Source organism: Paenibacillus violae (genome assembly GCF_032461945.1).
GTDB lineage: Bacteria > Bacillota > Bacilli > Paenibacillales > NBRC-103111 > Paenibacillus_E > Paenibacillus_E violae.
In genome coordinates this window covers 202,214-227,502 of sequence record NZ_JAWCUD010000004.1, presented here as the reverse complement: position 1 = coordinate 227,502, position 25,289 = coordinate 202,214, and the positions used below count along the sequence as shown (strand labels likewise).

Below are 25,289 nucleotides of genomic sequence, written 5' to 3'. Positions count from 1 at the left end.
TGGCAGCATGCAGCCCGTAAGGAAAAAGGGGTCACTACGATCTGATTACATACTAGTCCCGACGAAGGGTAAAACTAGGAAATAATCAGAAAGGAGTGACCCCTTCGCATGGATGACAGCTTTCGTTTAAAAGAGGAACGCCTAAACGCTTTAAGTCACGGAATCGGCGCCGCGCTAAGCGCCTTCGGTCTTGTGCTGCTCCTTCAGCGAGCCGCCCTGTTCGAAGATTTTGCTTATACAGTTAGCAATACGATTTACGGCTTATCTTTTTGCATGGTATATCTGTCCTCCACACTCCTGCATTGCTCACGTTCGCGCAAGTGGGGGGAGCGTTTCGAAATGCTGGATCATGCGGCTATTTTCATCGCCATTGCGGGTTCCTACACGCCATTCTTGATGATTACTCTTCAGGGCCCATTAGGCTACTCTATGCTGATGTTGGTCTGGGTGCTTGCTTTGGGGGGCGTGCGCTACATCAAGTTCATCATTCGGCGATTTATCCCTTGGGGTCTGTTCCTCTACTTGCTGCTGGCCGGGTTCATGGCCTCGTTGATTTCACCGCTGCAGGAAAGGCTTCCTCTAATCGCTATTACTTGGATCGTCACCGGCGTTATTCTGTACAGTATCGGATTATTATTTTTTCTATGGCGGAAATTGCGCTACCATCATCTGGTCTGGCATGTGTTCGTTGTTGCGGGCAGCAGCTGCCATTTCGTTGCTGTCTACGCGTACGTGATGCCCGCGGTACTTTAACTTACAGGCTGGGAACCGATCCGTTTAATGCTAAATTCCTGATGCCCCAGAATTTCTGCCTACGTTCGTTTACCTTCCTCAATGTCACAGATTTCACGCCAGATGCGCTCGCCTGCTTGCTCTAAATGTAAAGTGCGGCGAGCATTTTCCTCACATTCACCTCCTTTCTACAAATAATGGCAGGCTAGTCAGGTAATCAACAATCTCCTCCGAACTTGAGAAGGCGGATAACTCTTATATTTTTTATAAAGTTTTGTAAAATAGTTCGCGTTCCCGCAGCCGATGTTTTCGGCAATCTCGGTTACAGTCCATTCCGTTTCACGCAGCAAACGGTCTGCTTCGTTAATCCGCAGCCAGTTGACAAAATCGACAAAAGTTCGTCCGGTCAGCTTTTTAAACGTTTTGCAAAAATGGTACGGATTGAGGTTGACCATCTTCGCCGCCTGATCAACGGAGAGCGGATCCGCAAGATGAGCCTCAATGTGCTGAATTAACGGCTTAAATGATTCAGAATGCCTCAGGGGAGCGGGTTTATCCACGAACTTGTCAGGCAGAAATTGTCTGGAGAGCAAGGCGAACAGAAGATGAAAGTTATGTTTGATGATCAGCTCGTAGGCAGCAGCCGGGTGCTCAAACTCATGGGTAGATTCACGAATGAGCCGCCGAAATGGGGCTCCTTGTTCGTCGCTTGCGCTAATCTTAACGGGCAGTTGCGCGCGTCCGTCCAAGAAAGGCAGCATGTAACGCTCATAGACAGGATCGGGGTGCAACATTCGAAGGAGGGAGGCGTTGAAGACAACGGCTACGAATTCCACGTCTTCGTCGGATGCATTATAGCCGACATGCAGCGCCCCGGCAGGGACGAATAGCAGGTCCCCGGCGCTCGCCTCGTAAGGGCGGCTATCGATATGAAACTGTGCTTTACCAGCTTGCATATCAATAATCTCGAAGTGCTCATGCCAATGGAGATATAAAATATTGTCGTCTTTTTTGGCCATCCTAGATCGATTACGGTAAAACCGAATCGGATAGTTGCTGTCCCAGAGAGGTGTTTTCTCCCTTAAATCTTGGGGGTAAGTCATGCGCAGCCTCGCTTTCTAGTTGTCAGAGTAATAATGCTTGTTTAGCAAGATCAGATAGATTTATTGAAAAGATTACCGATTGTGATGACATTGTGCCTTCATTTTAGAGCAAGATTGGTGTGGTTTTCAATAGTAGAAAGGTTTTGGGCCTATCAAAGAGAATAAATACTCATAAAGGTACTTTGGGAGGTAAATATGACCAATCTATTGCATGTTGAAAACCAGCTGGAACTTTCCTGGATGAATAAGCCAGAACAGTGGAGATTGACAGAAGACGGGGGAATGATCGTTACTGCTCCTCCAGGCGCCGATTATTTTTGCGATCCTGCTGGAAAGCATATTTGTGCGTCGGCTCCTTTTTTGTACACGTTTGTGCAGCAATCTTTTGAAATGACAACGCAGCTTACCGTTGAAATGAAAAATAAATATGATTCGGGATGCTTAATGCTTCTAGTAGACGAAAACAATTGGTGTAAATTGTGTTTTGAATATAACGGTAAAGTGCCAACGATTGTTTCTGTCGTGACAAAAGATGGTGTCTCCGATGACTGTAATTCAGAAATCGTTCATGTGGCTAACCCGTATCTGAGAATCCGTAAAGTCGACGATTGCGTATCCTTTTTTTACTCACAGGATGGTGAAGAATGGACGTTAGTTCGTTATTTCGGGATGCGTACTCCAAGTGAATGTAAGGCTGGGCTTGTCGCTCAATCCCCACAAGGAACAGGGAGCACTACGCACTTTATGAACTTAATGGTTACTGAGACCAAACCTCAGAGCCGATTTGGCCTTAAAGCCATTATCTTTGATTTTGACGGATTGATTATGGATACAGAAACTCCTTGGTACTACGCTTTTAAAGACATATATCAGGAACACGGAATCGAACTTTCACTTGAGCTTTGGTGTAAAAATGTAGGCACTTCTTTTGATGAGTTTAATCCTTATGTTTATCTGGAAAGCTCCATCCAAAAACCCTTGGATCATGGATATATCAAACAGTTGTCTCACGAAAAGTATGCCGTTTATTTAGGAGAAGCTCAGCTGCTTCCCGGTGTGCTTAATGTACTGAAAGCAGCCAAATCGAGAGGTCTACGAATTGGGTTAGCATCCAGTTCAACACGTGAGTGGGTTCACAAATACTTGAAGCAACAAGGTATATTCTCATATTTTGATGTGATTCATACAGCTGATGATGTCAAGAGGGTGAAGCCTGATCCAGAGCTTTATACATTAACACTGGACAAGCTTGGCGTAGCAGCCGGGGAGGCTCTCGTTTTTGAAGATTCACCTAATGGGTTGAAGGCTGCCAAGGCAGCTGGTATCCGATGCGTGATCGTGCCGAATGAGGTTACGCGGAACTTGGAGTTTATCGCACATGATCTGAGAGTTGCCTCGCTGGATGAATTCGATCTGGAGGTGTTTTAGGAGGTTATCTTAGTTTTGTGCTAGCTCTGATTAAGAATGTCTATTAAGTATCTCATTTGACTTTTCTATAATAAGGGTAAGGTTACAGCATTCAAAACACGCCAAGGAGGCAGGAACAATGCAGGAGAAACAACCTTTACTATTGACGGATGAGCAAATGAGAGAATTTATTACGAATGGGTGTCTAATTCTTAAAACGGATTTTTCCCATGCGTTTCATGACAATCTGCTTGAGCAATTAAATACGGTGTATGCAGAAGAGGGGAATCCTGGAAATAACTTGCTGCCGCGTATCCGAGAGCTGCAAAAAGTATTTGACCATCCCGTTGTTACTGGAGCACTAACAAGCGTGTTAGGTCCAAATTATATGATGCATGCACACAGACATGGGCATTTCAATGCCCTGCCTACTGCAGGCGGCTGGCATAAAGACAGCTATTGGGGCTATGACCGCGTGCGCAATCATCACCCGAATTGGGCAATGATTATGTATTTCCCGCAAGATACACCGGTAGATTTGGGGCCGACAGGCATTATGCCAGGCACGCAAAATCACCAGAAGCGGGCTTTTGAAGCGAATGAGCATCCGGCTGAAGTTTTGGCAAGCGGCGAGGCAGGCACTTTCGCGTTGATCCATTATGATATCTGGCATCGTTCCACTCCGAACATTCTTGGAAAACCGCGTTATATGCTGAAGTTTGAGTTCATGCGTACTGAACTGCCTAAACAGCCAAGCTGGAATAATCAAGAACGCGAATGGAAGAAACCGGCGAACTTGCTAGCACCGCTTGCTGCGCATGACTTGATGTGGGAAGAGACGTGGAACTGGTTATCCGGTGAACTCTGCTCCTTGGCGGGAACGGCTTCATCCGATCCGCAGGAAGTTCAGGAACTGGCGGGGAAATTGAGCGGTGAGGAAACGATCGCCATCAATGCCTCTTATGATCTTGCACGTAGAGGCCAGGCTGGCGTGAATGCTCTGCTGGACGGACTCCGCAGCGATGATGTTCATGTATCGCGAATCTCCGCGTATGGATTGGCTGTTGCTGGAAGCGAGGCGGTTGACGGGTTGATTGCTGCGCTGAACCATGAGAATGTAAATACAGTAACGCATGCGGTTTTTGCTCTGGGAGAATTGAGCGGGCTAGCAGCCAAAGCGGTTCCAGCTCTTACCGAGCTGCTTGATCACCCGGAGGATAAAATACGCAGCGCTGTTGTGGATGCACTTGGTTTCATGAACTCGCCTGTTGAGGACGTCGTTGCCAGCTTAACTCGCGGTCTTCAAGATCAGAACGCACAAGTGCGCTTCATGTCCAGTCTATCGTTATCCCGCTTGGGCGCTTCCGCAGAATCGGCTGTTCCGCAATTGGAAATCGCGTTGGATGACGAGAACCGATACGTTCGTGCGCATGCCGCAGAAACGTTGAATTACATCGGCACAGATCGGGCGAAAAACTCGCTGATCCGTTTCCTGTTGAACAACCGCTGGTGCTCCACGACGACAAAGGCAAATGCCTTCTATCCGTAAGCTGCAAGAAATTGCATAGGCACGCTGATATACAAAAGAGGCCGTCTCTCAGCCATGTTTCATGGTTTGGAGGCGGCCTCGTCTTTTAGTTATGGGCTATTTTCCATGGTTTTTAGTCTCAAATCACGGAAAGCCGTAGGCTTAAATCCGGTCTGCTCTCGGAACATACGGGAAAAATACGATAATTCCATCCCTAACGCATCAGCGATTTGCGAAACGTTCAATTCCGTCGTCATAAGCAAATCTTTGGCTTTTTCGGAACGCAGATGATTCATGTATTGGATAGGCGAGTAGCCCGTGAATTGCTTGAAAGCATTGATAAAATAATTAGGATGGTAATGAGCTATGCGTGAAAGTGTATCCACGGACACATTTTCGGCAATATGCTGTTCCATGTACAGCAAGACTTTATTCATTTTTTCAAAAGTCGGCGTGGAGGTCAGGTTCAGCTTGATGGATTGATTTTGCTCAATAAAATCGGCAATAAACGTCATCAGAATGGAGTAAGCTCGGAACTCTGAGGTGATGCTATCGCTCTGGCTGTAAGCAATCAATTGTTCGAAAGCTTTCACGAGCTCTTCCGGATTCTGAACTTTCAAGCAAGGCGAGGTTTGCAAAATTTGAAACAAATCCAAATCTCCGATTTTGGCGGAAAAATGGCACCAATACTTGCCGAAAGTATTGTCGCTTATCGTGCCATAAGCCTGGTCGCTTCCAGCTGGCAACAAATACAGCTCCCCGGGTTTCGGGAAGTAAGTCTGATCCCCGATCCTGACATAGCCTTCACCTTCGCAGATAAAATAAAGTCGGTTAAACGGACAGGCGGGATTCTCATCTGTCCAAGACTTTTGGACTTTGGTATAGGCCGCGTAGGATAGATCCAGCTTTGCCTTGGCGAGGTACTTCTTCCAGAACGTGCGTTCGCTCGTGTTCATTCCGTTCTTCATAGCCTATATTCCTTTCACGAATATTCGGGCATCGCCTACAGTCCTAAGTCTAATCCACAGTGCTCAATTACTCGTTCGTCAGCTTTAACTTATCCAGCAGTTTGAAAAACAGGCTAAGCACAATAGCGACAATAGTGGCCAGCGCCATGCCCTTCAATTCAAAATTCCCCAACTTCAACGTTGCACCGCTAAGACCGATGACAAGAACCGACGTTGTCAGAATCAGATTGATCGGTTTGGAATAATCCACTTTCGTTTCCACGAGCATCCGAATACCGGAAGCGGCGATGATGCCGAACAGCAACATGGAAACGCCTCCCATGACAGCTGTGGGAATCGTTTGAATCAAGGCTGAGATTTTCCCCACAAAAGAGAGCACAATCGCCAGGATCGCAGCTCCGCCAATGACCCAAACCGAGTACACACGGCTAATCGCCATGACGCCGATGTTTTCACCGTACGTTGTATTTGGCGTGGACCCAACCAAGGAAGACAGCATCGTGGAGATCCCGTTTCCAAGTAAAGATCTGCTTAGACCCGGGTCTTTGGATAAATCTTTGCCCACCATATTGCTGGTTACGATTAAATGGCCGATATGCTCTGCAATGACAACAAGTGCCGCAGGGGCAATGATTAATATACTTGCTAAATCAAACGTTGGCGAATAGAAAGTAGGAAGTTGAAGCCATTGTGCGGCGCTTAAAGTTTCTTGAATATGTACTAAACCAAGTAATGCTGCAAGTACGTACCCCAGGATGATAGCTACCAGAATAGGGATGACCTTCAACAGCCCTCGAAATACGATGGAACCAACCACGCCTACTAAAAAGGTGAAAATAGAAACCGTAATCACGGTCATATCGGGAACCCAGGCTTCTTTGGCATCGGCAGGAGCGATTATGCCGGCCATCGAAGCGGCTGTGGGCACTAGCTCCAGCCCGATAACGGACACGATAGCGCCCATCGCCGCAGGTGGGAAGACAACATCAATCCAGCGCGTTCCAACAAAGCGTATCAATAAAGCAATAATCGTAAAGATCAGACCCACGACTAGAAATCCGCCTAGTGCCGCACTGTAACCCTTTTGACCGAGGACGACGAAAACAGGCGAAAGGAAAGCGAAGCTGGACCCCAGGAAAGCGGGGATTTTGCCTTTTGTGATAAAAATATAGAGCAATGTGCCGATCCCATTCATCAACAATATCGTAGCTGGATCGACATGAAATAGAATCGGAACAAGCACGGTGGAGCCAAACATCGCAAATAAATGCTGCAAACTAAGGGGAATGCTTTCGCCTATGGAGGGGCGTTCATCAACTTGTATGATACGAGACACGGTATAAACTCCCTTTCTGTTTCTTCTCGTTCGATATCTTATCACAAAACGTGCTCGTAGGTAAGCCTTACCAATCTTTTCGCAGCGCAAATAAATCATGCAGCTCTTCATTCGAGAGCTCGGTAATCCAAGCTTCGGAGGTGGAAATCACATTTTCGCTGAGACTCATTTTACTCTCGAGCATCTCGTCGATTTTCTCCTCAAGCGTGCCCAACGAAATAAACTTATGCACTTGTACATTCCGTTTCTGACCCATCCGGTAAGCACGGTCTGTCGCTTGGTTTTCTACGGCTGGATTCCACCACCGGTCAAAATGGAACACGTGGTTGGCAGCGGTCAAGTTGAGACCGACACCGCCTGCTTTGAGCGACAGAATAAAGATGCCAGGCCCATCGGCAGCTTGGAACTTGTCAATCATCTTGTCGCGTTCTTGCTTCGGCGTGCTGCCGTTCAAGTACAACACGGGTTCGTCCCGTTGTGCCTGCAAAATATCGGCCAACAGTTTACCCATGCTGACATACTGTGTGAAGATTAGGCAGGAGTCGCCTTCATCCCGCAGTTCGCCAACCATTGCAACGAGCCGTTCGAGCTTAGCTGAACGTAAGATGAAGCTTTCCCGGCTGTCTTCGTTAAGCAGGCTTTCCTCGGAGATAGGAGCCTCCTTGGTCAGCAGAACAGGGTGATCGCAAAGCTGCTTAAGCTGTGTTAACGCAGAGAGAATCGCGCCTTTGCGCTCCATGCCTTCCAGCTTTTGCATGCGCTCCATGAGGTTTTTGACAGCTTGCTCATACAGCGCGCCTTGCTCGGCGGTCAAGTTCAAGTAGACCTTCATCTCCTGCTTTTCCGGCAAATCGAGCTGGATGGCGGGATCTTTCTTTTTCCGGCGCAGCATAAAAGGTTTGACGAGTTTCTGGAGCTGCATCGTCCGCTCCTCATCCTGGTGTTTCTCAATCGGATTCGCGAAACGATGCTGAAAGCCGCGCTGATTTCCCAAATAGCCGGGATTCAGGAAGTCATAGATCGACCACAGCTCTGATAACCGATTTTCGATCGGTGTGCCTGTCAGGGCGATGCGATGTTTGGCTTGAAGTGAACGCACGGCGGCGGACTGCTTGTTTTGGGCGTTCTTAATATTTTGCGCTTCGTCCAGACAAAGGGAGCTCCAGACCGTCTCCTGCAGCGTTTCTTGCTCCATAAGAGCGGTCGTGTATGAGGTCAGCACGATATCGGTGCCTTTCAAAGCTTCAGAAAGCGCTTCGCCGCTTAGACGGCCTTTGCCGTAATAAAGCAGCACCTTGAGATCCGGGGCAAAACGAACGAGTTCCTTCTGCCAATTGCCGAGTACAGAAGTGGGGCAAATCAGCAAAGCAGGCTGCTCGGATTCAGCTTGGTGATGCAGCAAATAGGTGATGAATTGAATGGTCTTCCCAAGCCCCATATCATCGGCAAGACAAGCGCCAAGCCCGAACTTTCTTAGGTAAGTTAACCATGTGAAACCTTCATGTTGATAGCTGCGCAGTTCAGCACGCAAGCCTGCTGGAACAGGAATCTCCTGCAGTTCCGACGGCTGTGCAAGTTGACGCAAAAGGCCCATCAGATGCGCGTTTAACTCAACTTCCATTTTGATGCGTTCTTCGTTCTCAGCGTCGTCCTCAGGTGATGAACTTCCCTTAGGCACGTTCTCTTTCTCTGATTCATTCAGCAGGTGGAGTTGGAAAATATCCAGCAAAGACAAACCTTCTTGCGGGTCAACGCTGGCCATCAGTCTGCGAATTTGCTCAAGCAGCGCCGGGTCCAGGTAGACCCACTGGCCGCGGAAGCGGATGAGGCGCTCATTGCGCGAAAGCATCGCAGCGAATTCCGCTTCGCTTAGATCCGCTTCGCCAATGGCAATCCGCCAGTCGAAGTCGACTAAGGCGTTCAGCCCGAAGAGCGACTGCCCTTTGCCTCCAGCTTCGGAGGATACCTTCGCGCGCAGCCGCGGCTTACGCTTGGAGGCGGCTTCCCACCAGCCGGGCAGCATAACATTCCAACCGCCGTCTAAAAGATGCCGGCTGTCTGTCGTTAAAAACGTCCAGGCAGATTCATCGCTTAGAGGCCTGGATAAGAGCTCTACGCCGCTGCTCCCGCTGGGCAGAGGTTCGGCTAGCCTGGCTGCCCAGCCGGCTGACCGTTCCAGCACATAGGGACTCCAGTTGGTGTCCCAAGTTCCTGCTGCGGTTCCGTCCGCAGCAAGACGAATCGGCGCGAGCACGGATCGATCCTGCTTGTCCTGCAGGACAAGGCGGAGTCGCCACGTGTCGTCCTCTTCATCAGGTTCCAGCAGCTGCAGCGCAGGCCGGAACGGAGCCGTATCAGGCCGCCATCCTAAGGAGGCGAGCCATTCTTCTTCCGTCAAAGTGACAGGCGAAGCGGAGCGTTGGAACAACGCGGGGTAGTCGCGGCGAAGATCGGAAATCGCGGCTTCACTTGCATAGTGCTCCGTGGTAACTACGGCGGAGAACGCTGCGCGCAGCCCGGCTAGGCCTTGACCAAGGGCGTCAAGGTTTTGAAAGGCTGCCCAATCGAACGATTTCAGCGCATCGGATTCGGCATCCCAAGTCCAACCCAGCGTCCCTTTGCGGAAATCGTGCAAGCTGGGTACATAGCGACCAGCTTGCGCTTCTTGGTAAAGAAGCGGTGCAAGCTCGCGCATTGCTTTCATGCCTTCATTCCCATCCTCAAAGCGCAGGATTTCCATGAAACCTGGTTCCGTGAAGTAGGGAAGCACCATATCCGCAGGGAGCACGACAACCGAGATGTCACCAGCCTGCTGCAGGTCCAAAGATGTGCCGTAATAGGAAGATTCGTGCCAAGCGAACATGAGATTTCGCAGCTTCTCACCAGGCACATCGCGGTCGTCAAGAAATCCCCAGAATAAAGCATCGCCGCTATCTGTTAATGTCATGCTCACTTGTAAATTGTGCAATATTGCGTTCATCCGAGCAGCTTTCCTTTCCTCAGTTCCTCTTGCAACGCCCGCAGTCTGCTGTGTCGATCAACGAAACCGGCAAAAAATGTTTCCCAATGACCGGGTTGCTTCATTTTCTTGTACACTTTTTCGAGTCTTTTCAAAAGCCTGACAGCAGCCTTATAGTCGTAACGGTTTTTCAAACCAACGTAATGGTTCACAGCTTGATGGTAATAGGGTAAAAGCAGCTGTGGCGCTTCTTTTTCGATCGGCTGAAGCACGCTGACCCGGTGAAAAAGCGGGTCATGGCCCTGAAGGATCTGCATTTCGAGCCAAGCCTTCCATTTGCCTTGCTCGTAGAGGACATTTTCAATGAGAGTGTATGACCGCGGCAGGAGACTTTCAAAGGCTTGCCACATCAGCTCCTCGGCCTCAGGAAAACGAGCGACAGCTTTTTGCCAATAATTCGCGTATGTATTGAGTTCACGGGTTCGTGGATTGTTGAAGAAGACGGCCGTTTTGGTTAGCCAGTCTACAAGTTCTTTCCAGTTGGCGTTATCCTGCAGATGGTCGAAGAACGTAACGAGAAGGTAGGCAGGCGTGTCTTTAAAGGTTAGCCCCTCCGCTAGTACTGCCCAAGCAATATTCGGTTGTGACGTCAGCAAGTGCAAGTAAGCTAGCGCAGCTGAAACCGAGGGCGTGGCGGCAGAGTCATCTGCGATCGATGTCTTTATAGCTTCAATTTCTTTAGGGGCGTAGGATAAAGCCGTTGCGATTTCTGAAGTCATCCATTCGTTCCAAAGTGCGCAGTAAACGCCAAAATCTTGATAACTGTGGCCTTTCTGATCAGCCATCTGCGTTCTGAGATAAGCGAATGTCGCCTCAAGGCGCTCGCTGGACTCGGAAAAGGCGAGTCGGTTAGCCTGCTCTTTTAACCAACTCAGAATCTCATCGTAAATCTTGTAGATTGCAGATGACGTAAAGAAGCTCGTCCCACCTTGTGTGTTTTGTCCTTTTATTTTCCTAAGAAGGAATAACGATTGATGCAGCTCGAAAAATCCCTGATCCTGTTCAGAAAAAGGAATGGCAACGTTCATTAAGGTGCTTAAATGGCTTCGCAACTGCTGAGCGTAAATGCCTTGATCGTAGCTAGGTTTTATGGAGACGGTGTATTGGTCCAGAAACTGCTGCCAGCCGCTAACAGACATAGTAGGCAAATTCATCATGGCGGATTCCGAGGTAGCTTGCGAAGCCGCGCGTTTGAGCTGCATTTTTGCATTCATAATCTGGGTTGCCGGGTATCCGAGCCGGTCCGCCAGTTCCATCATGACAGCGGCTTGGTGTTTGCAAGCGCCATGAACGGGGCATGTGCAGCTGCCTTCTTTCAACTTATTTAGGTTAAGCGATACACGATAAGCTTCAGATCCATCGACTTTGGCTTGCACCAAACGAGCGTCAGAGATGCTGAGGGAGATAACTTGTCCTTGTTTAAAATAGGTAAATCCTCTGGAAAGGGTCACATCCGAATAGGTTTCAGCGACATATTCGAGCAGCTTCAACCACTCTTCATCATTTAAAACAGTAGAAGTACTCATAGGAAGGCTCCTTGCTAATGAATAGAGTATCTAATAACCTTATAAGTATAAATAGTACAGCTAATATTGTAAATTTTGTTTCTTATTTAAATGGTTTTTTTGAAATTAGGGAAGGTAGAGTGAATAAATGAGAAAAAGAATAGTCATAATTGGAATAGGACTATTTGCTGTCTTTGTTCTATTACAGCTTCAATTTTAGCCCTATTGGGTAAATATCAAGCAAAGGCTACTTTTTTTCTAATAGGAAGCGAGCTTGAGAAAAATAGAGAAGCTGGGCAGCTGATCGCGAAGGCGGGGCATCAGATCGGAAATCATACCTTTCGCATCAACGAATGGTTTTCAAAAAGCCCTCTTTTATCCGCGAAGAAATTGAAAAAACGAATCAACTAATCCGCGAGACGGGTTATGAAGGTGAAATTGACTTTCGGCCGCCAAACGGTAAAAAGTTGATTGGCTTACCTTATTATTTACATAAGCAGCAGATTCAAACGATCATGTGGAATTTGGAGCCGGACACGAATTATCAAACAGCTTCCGACAAGGTTAACGAAGTCATTCAGCATGTGAAGCCAGGCTCTATCATTCTGCTGCATCCTATGTACGATAAGTCGGAGCTTCTTGCGATAGAAGGCATTCCGGATGCTTTGACGAAAGAAGGCTACACCTTTGTGACTGTCAATGACCTACAAAATAGATAATGTTCATTCAGCATGAGCCACATTGACAAAAGATACTGTAACATTTATAATTACAGTATAGCTAGTGAGTGATTAAAAATAACGCTAAAGGCGGTGCTGGATGATGAACTATCAAATCAGTGATTGGGTTACAGCCACTACGAATCAAGATGAAATGTTGCATGGGTATGTAGAATCCATGGATGTGCTTGGAGGTTTGACTCGCATTTACGTGATTGCATCCGACCGTGAATCGACGATTGGGAAAGTCATGGAAGTCAGCAACCAAGATGTTAAAAAATTGCCGCCAAGTTCCCTGGATATAGAAGAACAAGTGAGAAGCTTGATCGATGTCGCCCTCGCGGTAAGAGACGAAATGTGGTTCCTTGAATTGACGGGTAAACTGCTGGCGATTCAACAAAACGAGTCCAAGCGCAGCGAGCGCGATCATCTTCCGTCCCTAACGTTCAAAAACCGCTTAGGCGTTGATCAGCTATAATGAAAAGCCAATCCAAGACATGTGAAATATGTCGAGTGGATTGGCTTTTTTTGGTTGAAGGGGAGGGAGGAATGTGCCCCCGTGCATTACTGCACAGGCGCCTTTTTCACAACCTGCGGCCCTTTTACCATTTCCGCTTCAAACAGGGCTTGCAGCTCGGTAATTTTCCTTGGATCGGTAAGCGCCATTTTATCTTTAAAATACTGTTCTACAACGAGCTCCCAGGTAGGCACGACTTTCTGGGCCATAATGGAACGGATGGCTGTCTTCAGAAGCCGGCGTTCCTTAGCATTGCTGTAGACATCTACATATTGCTGTGTGCGCTCAAAATCAAGCTCCTGAAAGATTGCTTTGAACACGAGCGATGTCATCCGCGCATCATCCAGTGCTCTGTGGGCGGAGCCTTCCGCCTCGATTTGCAAATCAAGCAGGGCAGCCTCGACGCTGACGTCATTCGTTACATTTTTATAGCGGATAAACCCTTTCAGCAAGTCAAAATAGTTGGCATTCATCCAGTATGCATCGTCCAATTTGTGCATTCTCGTATCGAATACAATGCGTTTCAAATCTTCCCCGCCCCATGTAACAAGGAGAAAAGCATCACTCCGGTTCAGCCAGCTGATGAATTCCGCAATGACACTGCGAAAGCCGGCGGCGCCATCAATGTCTTCTTGCGGAATGCCCGTTTTCTTTTTAATAAACCCGTTTAATTTGGAGAAATAAACCGGCTTGATCAGAGATGAGAACTCATCGACCGGTTGAAGGGAGTCATTAAGGCGCACAGCCCCAATCTCGATGACCTCCATAGGTAAATCGCTCGCAAATTTGCGACCGTTAAATTCGATATCCAAAATAATGTAGTCCATGCTGCTTGCCCCCGTTCTTTCTATTCCTATCATTTTAACAGAAAATGTTTAGGCTGCCATCTTGGCTTTTCCATAGATTGCGCTAAGTACCAGGCTGAACAGCAGTCCGATAAAGGACATACCGGATATCCATAAATAAAGCGATTGACCGCCAAAGCTTTCATAGAACCACCCGCCCAGATAAGAGGCAACAATACCGGATACGCCGAAGAACAGCAGAGCAAGAACTGTTTGACCGGTCGCTCTCCACTCCTCAGGTACAATACGGTATAAGTATTGAATCGCCGCGGAATAAAAGATTGGAAAAGTGAAGGTTTGCAGAAGCTGTAAATAAACAAGTACATGAGGTTCTGTTATCCATGAGGACAATAAAAAGCGAATGAAGTAAAAGAATGCAGAAAATGCGATGATTTGGAGTTCCTTTCCTTTACGCAGCCACCAGAAACTTAGCGCAAAGACAAGAATTTCACTTCCTGCCGCTAAAAACCATGCTTGTCCGACCAGTTCAGGACTGCCGCCTAATTTTCGTATATATACGCCTAAAAATGTATCATTAATCCGTTGCGGAACGGCAACAATAAAGATTAACACCAGGAACCAAATTGTCTCTTTATTTCCTAGGAAATTACGTAAGCTTTTTAATGTGATTGGTTTTCCGGCAACTGGTGCATCTGGAAGTGATAGACAAATAATAAGGCTGATGACACCGATCCCTCCGAAAAGGTAACCCAAGCTGTTCAAGCCTAAATATTGAATCGCGTATCCAACGGCCAAGGACATGACGGCATAGCCAATCGCACCGAAAGTCCGTATGGAGCCATAACTGACGCCGTTCGCTTCCGCTGTTTGGAAGTTCAAGCTTTCCGTTAACGGATCAAGCGGCATAAGGAAAAAGTACAAAAACATCGTAAACAGAAGCAGTACAATGAAACTATTGGAGGTATACAAAAAATACCCAACAAGACTTGAACACACTAATAGAAGTAACATGACTTTCTTAATGGTTCTGGTCCTGTCACTAATCATGCCCCAAAGCGGCTGCGAGAAGATCGTAATGATTCCTCCTGTACCGATGATCAGACCGATTTTGGTCGCTGGAAGCCCTTGAGCATCTAGATAAACAGGGAGAAAAGATACGAACATGGCAAGCAGGGCAAAGTACAAAAAATTAAACGAACGTAAAAGATTTGAAGAATTCATGAGGTGATGACCGTAACCTTCCTGGTTGAAATTAGCTGATGTTTGCTGTAAAACTACATTCTAACACGATGCACGAAAGATTCCAAAAAGAAAAATGTCTCAGTTGCAAAAGAGGCGTGAAGTTGTTATGGACTCCATTGCAAATAGCGTCATCTCAGTCTGTTAGGTGACGAATAGGCTTTTTTTGCTAGGTCGGCTTTTTTTATCATCATTGGATCGGCGTTTTTTATATAACCAATTGCAAGAATTGAAGATTGCTTCGGAAGAGATGCGTCTTTTATGCTAGAAAAGCTGGTACGAAGCATTTGCTAGAACTTGTTTTCTCGCATGAAAAAAAGTCGATGAGGTGATCGTTTGGGAACAATGACAAAATTACTATCGGTCAGTATGGTCTCGAGTCTTCTAGTATCTTTTGTGCCCTTTTATGAAAGCGCTTATCCTAAAGCGGAGGCCGCTGCGGTCAACCTGCTGAGCAACGGCGGCTTCGAACAAGCAACAACAACGCTGGATGCGAGCTGGAACGGGGTGACAAGTCCTGCACCGGTCGGTTGGGGCTTATGGATTCCTACAGGGAGCGGCAAAGCACCCAATCAAACGGTGAATGTCTCCCTGGACTCAACTACCTTTCATGAAGGGAGTAAATCGCTTTTGTTTGACGCTTTTGCAACGAGCAGAGTTTCTGTCAATCAAAGCGTGTTGACGGTTACACCCGGCAAGTCCTATCGACTGAAAGTATGGGTGAAAACCGATAATGTCACGGGGACTGGTGCTTATTTTAGAACACAGTACTATAATACAAGCAAAGTAGGTGACGGCCCTGCATCCGCGAAATTGCTCGGTACGAAGGATTGGACGATGCAGCAAGTTTTTATGACAATTCCGGCAAATGTCACGAAGTTGGTGATAGAGCCGTTCCTAGAAACAGGCAAAGGGAAGGTATGGTTTGATGATATGAGTTTGGAGGAATATAACGGAGTTACAGGAATTACTTTGGATCAAAGTGCGTTTTCTATGGCTCAGGGGGCGTCAGTGGCGTTAGCGCCAACGTTTGTTCCAGCGAATGCGGCGGACAAATCGGTGATTTGGCGTTCATCGAACCCCAATACGGCAGTTGTGGATAACAGCGGAAATGTAACTGCTGTAGGGCTAGGCTCCACGACGATAACGGTGTCGACACCAGATGGAACAATCCAGGCAGATTGTCTCGTAAACGTTGAATCTGCCGAGCTTTTTCAATCCTATGCGCAGATGCGGGCCAAATGGTTCAACAAGCTGACAGGCGGTCCTAATTACGATGCCGCTGATCCTGATATTTCAGCTAACTTGGCCAAAATTGCCGATAGTGTTACGAACGCCGATGCGACCGGCTTCTGGGATACACTGAACAAATCCGCAGGCCGAACGCTGGTCTGGAACGATCTTGCCAGTACGACAGATTCCGCGCAAGTCACGACTTCGTACAGCAGATTGAGGACGATGGCGCTCGCCTATACGCTCAAGGGATCGAGCTTATATCATAATGAAACGCTTAAAGTAGACATTTTGAACACGTTGGATTGGCTGAACGCTAACCGTTACAACGAGTCCAAAACGGAGTACGGCAATTGGTGGGATTGGGAAATCGGCGCTCCGCAAATTATGAATGATATCCTCGTGCTGATGTATGAGCATTTGACACCTGCTCAAATTACAAAACATATGAAAGCGATCGACCGATTTGTCCCTGATCCGAAAAAGCGCACGCTTAATAATGTTGTTGAAACCGGCGCCAATCTGCTGGACAAGGCGCTTGTTGTTACAATGCGAGGCATCATCGGCAATAACAGTGCGAAAATTACGCAAGGCCGCGACCCGATTGGTCCCGAATTTGTTTATGCCAATCATGGAGACGGTGTATACCTAGATGGTTCATTAGTGCAGCATACGAATATTGCGTATACAGCAGGATATGGCGCTGTATGGCTAAGCCGAGCTGCTGATATGACGTACGTCCTTAATGGCTCCCCATGGCCTGTAACGGATCCTAATGTAAACAATGTGTACAAATGGGTTACAGACACGTTCGAACCTGTTATTTACAAAGGACTTTACATGGATATGGTGAACGGAAGGGGTATTTCCAGACAAGCAACAGGCAGCGCTAGAAGTACGATTACCACTTTGCTTCGTTTAGCGGAAGGAGCGCCGGCAGATGTTGCACTTTCGATTAAACGGATGGCCAAGGAATGGATTTTGAGCGATACGACCTACGCAAATTATGTGGATGGGCTGCCGATTTACGAGTTGACGTTGATCAAAGAGTTAATGAGCGATTCATCAATTCAGCGCAGAGGAGAATTAGAGCGGAATCAAGTATTTGCCGGCATGGATCGTGTGGTTCATTTGCGTGAAGGATATGGCTTTGGATTAAGCCTTTTTTCGAACCGAATTTCTGCTTTTGAAAAAGGAAATAACGAAAATCTCAAAGGCTGGTACACGGGAATCGGCATGACGTTCCTGTATGATCAGGATCTTAACCAGTACCGCAATGACTTCTGGCCGACTGTGGATTCCTTCCGATTGCCAGGCACTACGACGGATCAGTCAGGGAAAGGCGTGACTCCGGGCGAGTGGACCTCGTACATGAACGCGAAAAATTGGGTGGGCGGCTCCTCTATCGACGGCTTATATGGCGCCGCAGGCATGGACTTTTCGATGGATAAAGTGACAGGCAGTACGCTGCAAGGCAAAAAATCGTGGTTCATGTTCGACGATGAAATCGTCGCTTTAGGAGCTGGAATCTCGAAAAGCTCAGCGGCGAACGCGCCGGTTGAAACGATCATCGATAATCGAAAACTGGATGATGCCGGAGACAATGTGCTAACGATCAATGGTTCAGTGCAATCGAATCAGCCCGGCTGGTCAGGAACGCTAAATCAAGTGAACTGGGCTCATTTAGCCGGTAATGTGGCGAATTCAGATATCGGTTATTATTTCCCAGGGTCAGCTACCATCTATGGCTTGCGTGAAGCGAGAACGGGAAGCTGGCAAGAGATTAACAGCGGCCAATCGAATACGCCGATTACGCGTAATTATTTAAGCTTGGCTTTCGAACACGGGCAAAATCCGAACAATGCTTCCTATGCTTACGTCATGCTGCCACACAAGGATGCAGCGGCAACAGCGGCGTACAGCCAATCGCCGAATGTTGAGATTTTAAGTAATACAGCCGATTTGCATGCCGTGAAAGAAAAGCAGCTGGGCATTACAGCGGCTAACTTCTGGAACCCGGGTTCCGTGGCAGGCATTACCGCCAGCAATCCGGCATCTCTGATGGTGAAGGAATCGGAGTCCGAGCTTTCCATCGCGGTATCCGATCCAACACAAGCGCAGAGCATGATTTCACTTGAGCTGAATAAAACGGGCTTGCAGCTCGTAAGCAGTGACAGCACGATTTCTGTGCAGCAAACGTCTCCTAGCTTGAAGCTTGATATTCAGGTTGCCAATTCGTATGGTAAAACGCATGTCATTACCTTCAAGAAAGACAGCACAGCTCCTGTAACGACAGATGACGCGAAATCAGGATGGCAGCGCACGGCGCAAACGGTGACATTAACGGCAAGCGATGCTGGCAGCGGCGTACAAACAACCATGTACAACCTTGATAACGGTGCCTTCACAGAAGGGAACGCGGTTTCTGTTACGGATGATGGCGTGCATCAAATTCGATATTACAGTGTCGATCAAGCCGGCAACCAAGAATCAGTCAAAACGGTTGAAGTCAAAATCGATACCAAAGCGCCGGTCATTTCACCTTCGGTCACGATGGATGTTTATTGGACGGATGGCGGCAGTTTGACCTTCAACGTGAGTGATGAAATAAGCGGAGTCGTTGCCAAGTCAGTCAGCATTGACGGCGCTAGCGTTAACGATCCCTATACGTACAAACCTTTTACGTTCCGTATTGGTGATCATCCAATAAAAGTAACGGCAACGGATGCTGCCGGGAATAAAGCGACCGTGAGCTATGTGCTTAAGGTGCACATGGATGTCATGCATTTGGATGAAGCGGTTCGTTATGCTTATCAACAAGGCTGGATTACGAATCAAGGCATTTATAACAGCTTGTTAATGATGGTTGAGGCGTTGCAAAAGCACTTGGATGACAAGGGTGTCAAGGCGGCATTGAACGCTATTGAACAGCATGTTCGAGCTCAATCGGGTAAAAAAATCGACAGCAATTTTGCAACATTTTTATTGGATGCCATCTCAATTCTGAAGGCATAAACAAGATCATCGGGTTTTCCTACAAGTCATGAATATGACGGAGGGAAAGCCCTTTCTTTTTTTGTGGAAAGGCATTCCTGCTTCTTCCAATTCGTACGAGGACGGTTTACAATAACGGAAGAGGAGTTGATGTCTAATGGGTTCGAAGAACGTACAGCTGGTTCTGGACGCTAAAGCCACTCTAGGAGAAGGGCCAAGCTGGAACGAAGAGGAGAAAGCGCTTTATTGGGTTGACATTGTAGGAGAAAAGTTTTGCAGGTTTTATCCGGAGACCGGTCATAATGAGTCCTTTCTTATTGGCGAATATGTAGGTGCAGTTGTTTGCGCCGGGAAAGATGAGGTCGTTTTGGCGACACAATCCGGTTTCCAGTCCTATCACATGAAGCAGCGTACTTTAACACCTCTCGTTGATCCAGAAGCACACTTGCCTTCCAATCGGTTTAACGATGGAAAATGTGATAGCCATGGCCGGTTCTGGGCGGGAACGATGGAAATTATTGAAAAAGGGGCGACAGGCTCCCTCTATGTACTTGAAACAGATGGCAGCTACCGCAAAGTTCACGAAGACGTGGGTGTATCGAACGGGATTGCCTGGAGTCTTGACGAAAATGAGATGTACTATATTGATTCGATGAGAAAACAAGTGTTAGTTTTTGATTTTGACGCGGAAAAAGGAGAAATTAGCCGTCCTAGATTATTAATCGATTTCGCTGGCGAGCAAGGATTTCCAGACGGTATGACGATTGATGCGGAAGGGATGCTCTGGATTGCACACTGGGATGGCTGGCAGGTGTCACGCTGGAATCCCCGCACAGGCATGAAACTGGAGAGCATCGCGGTCCCCGCAGCGAAAGTAACTTCGTGTATTTTTGGCGGAGATGAGCTGGACACTTTATACATAACGAGCGCACGAAAAGGGCTGGAGGACGAAAAAGCAGGAGATCAGCCTCATGCCGGTGGCATTTTTGCAGTCAAACCTGGCGTTAAAGGAACGAAGACGCATGCATTCGGTACACCATATATCCAGCAAAAGGAGTAGTTTTATGTCAGTAGAATCTAATCAGCTAACCATTCAGTATATTGGACAGGTTGGCGTTATTTTGCGAAAAAACGACATGGCCATAGCCATTGACCCGTATTTGACGGATTCTGTCGATCAACTCGGAGGGTCTCCCGATAGGTTCTGGGTGAGAAGATATGCACCGCCGGTGAAACCCGAAACATTGACGGATCTGGATCTTGTCCTTTGTACGCACGAACATATGGATCATATGGATCCGGCGACGCTGCGGGTTATTGCGGAGGCGTCTCCGCATTGCCGCTTCGGCGCTCCTAAGGTTTGCTTGCCGGCACTGGAGGCAATGGGAATTGCACCTAATCGGCTGCAGGCGCTTGGTGTTCAAGAGGCTTGGCCGTTCGCTGAAGGGCTGAACATTCAACCGATACCTGCGTGGCATGAAGAGCGTGTGCAGGATGAAGCGGGCTGGGACCATTATTTGGGCTACATGCTCGAATGGGACAATTTATGTCTCTATCATGCAGGCGATACGCTTTTGACGGATGAATTGGTGAATACGCTGTCGGGTTACACGATTGATGTAGGCTTCCTGCCGATTAATGGCCGAGATATTTTCCGCAACAGACTTGGCGTCGTTGGCAATATGAATGCTTTGGAAGCGGCAGATTTGGCTGCGCATCTTCGTTTTGACATTGTGGTGCCTGTTCACTTTGATATGTATCCTAATAATAGCGAAGGCATTTCGCCGTTCGTAGACCGATTGTATCAGAAGCATCTGGGGCAGAAATTTCATATTTTTCAACCAGGTGAGACACTTTTGTATAGGAAAACGAGATAGATTGCGATCAGTAATTAGGGCCTCTCAGTGTCCGAGTTAGCACGATGGGGCCTTGGTTTCGGATTATTCGACACATCTGTGCGTTGAAAATAGGCCATAAGGCTATTGCAACTAAGCACATCTTCATCTTCAGGTATCCCATGTGATGTGATATGCTGAAGAGGCTGGTACGCACCTAAACAGCTGCTAACATGACCATTATGAATGGAGTGTTGTTCAGATGAAAATGTACCAATCCGTTGATTACATCCAGCAGACTGAGAAAATCGCGCTTTACAAGCTTCATCAACAGGCGAATGAGCCGGAGCATACGCACAATTTCATCGAGCTGGTTTATATCTGGCAGGGAGCAGGGTACCATCAAGTGAATGGGAAGTCATTTGCCGTGCAGCGCGGGGATTTTTTGTTCATGAATGTTGGCGACCGGCATTCGTTTGAAATTCAAAAGAACATGCAGTATATGAACATTTTGCTGGATCCTGAGTTTCTAAGCAATCGATTGCAGGCTACCGAAAGCGCTTCCGATTTTCTCCCGCTCATGTTGTTTCAGGAGTTCAAGTCCTCACTTGCGAATCCTTCGCCTCACGTCACGTTCAGAGGGAAAAACATGATTGAGGTCGAGCAGCTGCTCGAAACGATGTATGCGGAATATTGCGGTAAAAAAAGCGGTTATTTAGCTATGCTTCACGGCTATGCGACATTGTTATTGACGCGTATGCTCAGGTCGATGCAAGAAAATCTACATAACTCGGAATTGCGTACGGCTTATCACATGCTTCCTCAGCTGCTGTCCTATATCGAGGAGCACTATGCGGGGCATATTACGCTGAATGATTTGGCGCGCGAGAGCTTTTATTCCCCTTATTATTTGAGTAAAATGTTCAAAGATTGCCTGGGGTTCACCTTCACGGAATACGTTCACGACGTCAGGCTGCGCGAAGCGAAGCGAATGCTGCTGGAAACGAAGGATTCTGTCGAATCCATCGGACGAAGCGTCGGTTATGAGGATAAAACGCAGTTTTTCCGCCTGTTTAAGCAGACCTTAGGGATGACGCCTCAGCAGCTTAGGAAGCAGATGTGAAAGTGTACGCGTAGAGCGGCTATGAGGGATGAGTGAGCAAGAGCAAGCAAGCGCAAGTGCAGATAAGATGGAACAGTGAAATAAAGGAATGACAAAGAATTACGTTTGTAAACGCTTAATATGGATGTTAGGCCTGCTCCGTTTCTGGGGCGGGCTTTTTGTGTTTAGGGTAGGTTATGGCGACTGTGTTGGAAGTCCGCTGACTGTTAAGCGTGTTTTGCGATGTTAAGTGATCCGTGTGGAGTGAATAGCATGCGTTAGCGATGAAAAACATCGTTACAGGGCGGAGCATGCAAGTTGGGAGGACAGTAACGATAGCTAAGCGTGTTTTTCATCGTTACAGCAGGTAATTGGTGCGCTCAGCACGAGTTAGCGATGGAAAACATCGTTACAGAGGTGGGGCATGCAAGTTGGGAGGGCAGTAACGATAGTTAAGCATGTTTTTCATCGTTACAGCAGGCAACTGGTGCGGTCAACATGAGTTAGCGATGAAAAACATCGTTACAGGGCGAAGCATACAGATATGAGCCCCCCGGCGAGAGATAGCGTGTTTAAGAGCTAAAAGCTGTGCAGCCTCATCGGACAAAATCCAATGAAAACCCCTAAAAGGCTTCTAAATTGCTCATTTCATTGGACAAAATCCAATAGGACAGCAATATCCAGCGCTATAGCGGCACGATTATCTGATGTCATTGGATTTCATCCAATAAAATTAATACTCTAGCCCTCAAATCATTAGGTTCATTGGATTTCGTCCAACGAACCCATTCAAGAGCTCTGCATTGGCATTGCGCACTGTCGATGCACTCGGTAACAAGGCTTAACCTTGTTACTGGCTTCACAGCTCGCCTGCCGTCAAAGCCCAAGTCCTGTTGTGACTTTGTGGGACTTTCTTTGCGTTTGCCTGACTCAAACTAAGAGTCCAGAAAATGCCTCTAGGCAGGCTTCATGAGGAGGCGGCATTTTTTCATTTTCATAGCCGCAAATGATGTCGAGAAGATGTTGGTAGCGGTTACATGTTGTGCGCAAAAAGCCGAATCGGTCTAATCTTGTCGAATCTTAACGATGAGTAGTGTGTTTAGTGAAGATAGTGAATTTTCAGAAAATAAGGTTGATTATTAGGGGCAATCTCCATAACAATGAGGATGAGTCCACAAACTCAAAAACATTTTAGGAAATCGGAGGGTTGCAAATGAAGTCAAGGAGGAAGTCGATTATTTTACTCCTGGTTTCAGCACTCATGTTGACGCTTGTACTTGGGGGGTGTCAAGACAGTCCAGCTTCGACGACTCCAGCGCCAACGACTGCTGCCGTACAAGCAACGAAAGCGCCGGATCCAACAAAAGCACCTGACGGTGGAGGCGGACAACCTGCGCAATTGACAGCGTTCAAGGAATCGCCGGTTTTGGCGTCAAAAGGACTGCCACCCGTGAAAGATCGCTTGCCGAGCGATTATAAATTCACGAATGAATTACCGGAGAGCCAAATGAAATACGAAATCGGTACGTATGGCGGTGTTTTGAGAACGGTTACATCCGCTCCGGACTGGGATGCTGACGTTTTCGTTATGAACAACGAACCGCTGCTTAACACGCCGGGTATTCTCGGTGATCAGATCACAGGTAACGTGCTCAAAGATTACAAAGTCAGCGATGATCAAAAAACATTCACGTTCTCCATGCGCAAAGGGCTGAAATGGTCCGACGGTCAACCGGTTACAACGGAAGACGTGAGATTTACAGTCGAGGATATTTTGAACAATACGGAGCTGACGCCGATCTTCCCTGTATGGTTGCGTGGCGGCGGTGAAGCCGATGCAGCTCCGATGAAACTGGAAGTAATCGACGATCTGAACTTCAAGTTGGTCTTTGACCGTCCGTACGGAGGTATCCTGATCCGCTTCGCCATTCAAGGCTGGCGCGGATATACTGAGCTCATCCGTCCTGCGCACTATCTCAAACAGTTCCACAAAAAGTACACGCCACTGGATAAACTGGAACCGCTAATTAAACAAGGAGGTTTCCAACCTGGCGAATGGTTCAATCTTTTTAACGATAAAGATATTACAAACTGGGAACTTGCGAATAAAAAAGCCGTTGGTTTCCCTGTGCTTTATCCATGGATGATGACCAAATCGACGGAATCTGTAACAACATATGAGCGCAACCCGTACTATTTCAAAGTAGATACTGCAGGTAACCAATTGCCTTATATCGACAGCATTCAGAGTACGCTCGTACAGGACATTGAGATGGTTGGTTTGAAAACGATTGCAGGTGAAGTCGACTTCTCCAGGGAGTCAGCAGCTCTGATCAAAATGCCGCTTTATCGTGAAAATGAGAAAAACGGCTACAAAGCATTGCTGGCCAACATGCACGTGACGCCAACGGATATTTTCTTGAACGAAACGTTCAACGATCCGAACTGGCAAAAAGTTGTTCAGGATGTTCGCTTCCGCAAGGCGCTCAGCTTGGCGCTGAACCGCAAAGAGATCATCGACACGATCTACTATGGCTTTGCGAAGCCGGGCAGCATTGAAGATCCGACGTTTGATCTGGCTGCAGCGAATAAATTGCTGGATGAGATGGGCCTCACCAAAGGGGCTGACGGCAAACGTCTTGGACCGGATGGCAAGGTGTTCACGATTCCGTTCGAAGTTGGAGCACAAGCGCCGGATATCGTCCCGTTAACCCAATTAATCGTGGAGATGTGGAAGCAGCTTGGTCTGAACGTCACGATGAAAACAATTGACCAAACGCTTTGGACGACGCGGAATACGAACAATGAGCTGCAAGCGACAATGATTTGGACGCATACACCGCTCTGGTACATGGGCGATTGGGGCACTCAGCTTTGGGGCGCGCAATGGGATCTCTGGCGTACTTCAGGCGGTAAGAACGGTCAAGAGCCGCCTGCAGACATTAAGAACCTATACAAAATGATCAATGACGCTGCAGCTGCGAAACCAGATGATGCGAAGAAAAAAGTAGCAGAAATTAAGCAGGTCATGAAAGACAAGGTCTACTATTTCATTCCGATCTCGGAAGTGAAGCAGCCTCTAATCGTCAATGCGAAGCTGCACAACATTCCGAATGACACCAGCTTTGCGATCGGCGCGAACTTCAGTGGCGAGCAGTTCTTTTATAGCAAATAATTGAACAAGAGCTAGTGCGAGCCCGGGCGACGGCAGGTCGTTTGATCCGGGCTCCACGGTTCGTTCAGAGA

Annotated in this window: 16 protein-coding genes and 1 pseudogene; 10 read left to right on the top strand and 7 right to left on the bottom strand. The window is 47.5% G+C overall.

What is annotated here, in order from left to right; translation table 11 throughout:
• Window positions 1–108 precede the first annotated feature (108 nt).
• Window positions 109–753, top strand: coding sequence for a PAQR family membrane homeostasis protein TrhA (trhA, locus tag RQP52_RS14980; protein WP_315952522.1), 645 nt, complete (start codon window positions 109–111; stop codon window positions 751–753).
• Between the two features lie 188 nt (window positions 754–941).
• Here trhA and RQP52_RS14975 read toward each other — a convergent pair whose 3' ends face one another.
• Window positions 942–1,835, bottom strand: coding sequence for a helix-turn-helix transcriptional regulator (locus tag RQP52_RS14975; protein WP_315952521.1), 894 nt, complete (start codon window positions 1,833–1,835; stop codon window positions 942–944).
• Between the two features lie 195 nt (window positions 1,836–2,030).
• On the opposite strand from RQP52_RS14975, the gene RQP52_RS14970 reads away from it, so the two are divergent.
• Together RQP52_RS14970 and RQP52_RS14965 are read left to right on the top strand one after the other, a co-directional pair.
• Complete coding sequence (locus RQP52_RS14970) at window positions 2,031–3,263, top strand: HAD-IA family hydrolase (protein WP_315952519.1); 1,233 nt, start codon at window positions 2,031–2,033, stop codon at window positions 3,261–3,263.
• Between the two features lie 118 nt (window positions 3,264–3,381).
• Entirely contained in the window at window positions 3,382–4,791 is a 1,410-nt protein-coding gene (locus RQP52_RS14965; protein WP_315952517.1) for a HEAT repeat domain-containing protein, read from the top strand.
• Between the two features lie 89 nt (window positions 4,792–4,880).
• Here the strand turns inward: RQP52_RS14965 and RQP52_RS14960 are convergent, their stop codons facing one another.
• From RQP52_RS14960 to RQP52_RS14945, 4 genes are all read right to left on the bottom strand, one after another.
• Window positions 4,881–5,738 (bottom strand): AraC family transcriptional regulator, encoded by an 858-nt coding sequence (locus tag RQP52_RS14960; RefSeq protein WP_315952515.1) that lies wholly within the window; start codon window positions 5,736–5,738, stop codon window positions 4,881–4,883.
• Window positions 5,739–5,805: 67 nt separating this feature from the next.
• A complete protein-coding gene (gene uraA / locus RQP52_RS14955; RefSeq protein ID WP_315952513.1) occupies window positions 5,806–7,074 on the bottom strand; it encodes a uracil permease in 1,269 nt (422 codons plus the stop codon).
• A gap of 67 nt (window positions 7,075–7,141) precedes the next feature.
• Window positions 7,142–10,054, bottom strand: a complete 2,913-nt coding sequence (locus RQP52_RS14950; protein ID WP_315952511.1) for a DEAD/DEAH box helicase — start codon at window positions 10,052–10,054, stop codon at window positions 7,142–7,144.
• On the bottom strand, window positions 10,051–11,619 hold the full coding sequence (locus RQP52_RS14945; protein WP_315952510.1) for an SWIM zinc finger family protein: 1,569 nt from the start codon (window positions 11,617–11,619) through the stop codon (window positions 10,051–10,053). The genes RQP52_RS14950 and RQP52_RS14945 overlap by 4 nt, the downstream gene beginning before the upstream one ends.
• Before the next feature lie 192 nt (window positions 11,620–11,811).
• Here RQP52_RS14945 and RQP52_RS14940 point away from each other — a divergent pair.
• Window positions 11,812–12,317: pseudogene (locus RQP52_RS14940) on the top strand (polysaccharide deacetylase family protein); the annotation flags it as partial.
• Between the two features lie 100 nt (window positions 12,318–12,417).
• On the top strand, window positions 12,418–12,795 hold the full coding sequence (locus tag RQP52_RS14935; protein WP_315952509.1) for an IDEAL domain-containing protein: 378 nt from the start codon (window positions 12,418–12,420) through the stop codon (window positions 12,793–12,795).
• 86 nt (window positions 12,796–12,881) lie between these two features.
• Here the strand turns inward: RQP52_RS14935 and RQP52_RS14930 are convergent, their stop codons facing one another.
• Window positions 12,882–13,661: a 3'-5' exonuclease gene (locus RQP52_RS14930; protein ID WP_315952507.1), complete on the bottom strand. Its 780-nt coding sequence runs from the start codon at window positions 13,659–13,661 to the stop codon at window positions 12,882–12,884.
• A gap of 48 nt (window positions 13,662–13,709) precedes the next feature.
• Window positions 13,710–14,861 carry an MFS transporter gene (locus RQP52_RS14925; RefSeq protein ID WP_315952505.1) on the bottom strand — a complete coding sequence of 384 codons (1,152 nt, stop codon included), beginning with the start codon at window positions 14,859–14,861 and terminating at the stop codon, window positions 13,710–13,712.
• 363 nt (window positions 14,862–15,224) lie between these two features.
• Between RQP52_RS14925 and RQP52_RS14920 the strand changes: the two genes are divergently transcribed.
• The 5 genes from RQP52_RS14920 to RQP52_RS14900 all read left to right on the top strand — a co-directional run bounded on the left by RQP52_RS14920 (window position 15,225) and on the right by RQP52_RS14900 (window position 25,218).
• Entirely contained in the window at window positions 15,225–19,127 is a 3,903-nt protein-coding gene (locus RQP52_RS14920; protein WP_315952504.1) for a polysaccharide lyase family 8 super-sandwich domain-containing protein, read from the top strand.
• Window positions 19,128–19,263: 136 nt separating this feature from the next.
• Complete coding sequence (locus RQP52_RS14915) at window positions 19,264–20,166, top strand: SMP-30/gluconolactonase/LRE family protein (protein ID WP_315952503.1); 903 nt, start codon at window positions 19,264–19,266, stop codon at window positions 20,164–20,166.
• Between the two features lie 4 nt (window positions 20,167–20,170).
• Entirely contained in the window at window positions 20,171–20,983 is an 813-nt protein-coding gene (locus tag RQP52_RS14910) for an MBL fold metallo-hydrolase (protein WP_315952501.1), read from the top strand.
• Window positions 20,984–21,203: 220 nt separating this feature from the next.
• Window positions 21,204–22,064 (top strand): AraC family transcriptional regulator, encoded by an 861-nt coding sequence (locus RQP52_RS14905; protein WP_315952500.1) that lies wholly within the window; start codon window positions 21,204–21,206, stop codon window positions 22,062–22,064.
• Between the two features lie 1,192 nt (window positions 22,065–23,256).
• Window positions 23,257–25,218: an ABC transporter substrate-binding protein gene (locus tag RQP52_RS14900; RefSeq protein WP_315952499.1), complete on the top strand. Its 1,962-nt coding sequence runs from the start codon at window positions 23,257–23,259 to the stop codon at window positions 25,216–25,218.
• Window positions 25,219–25,289: the final 71 nt, after the last annotated feature.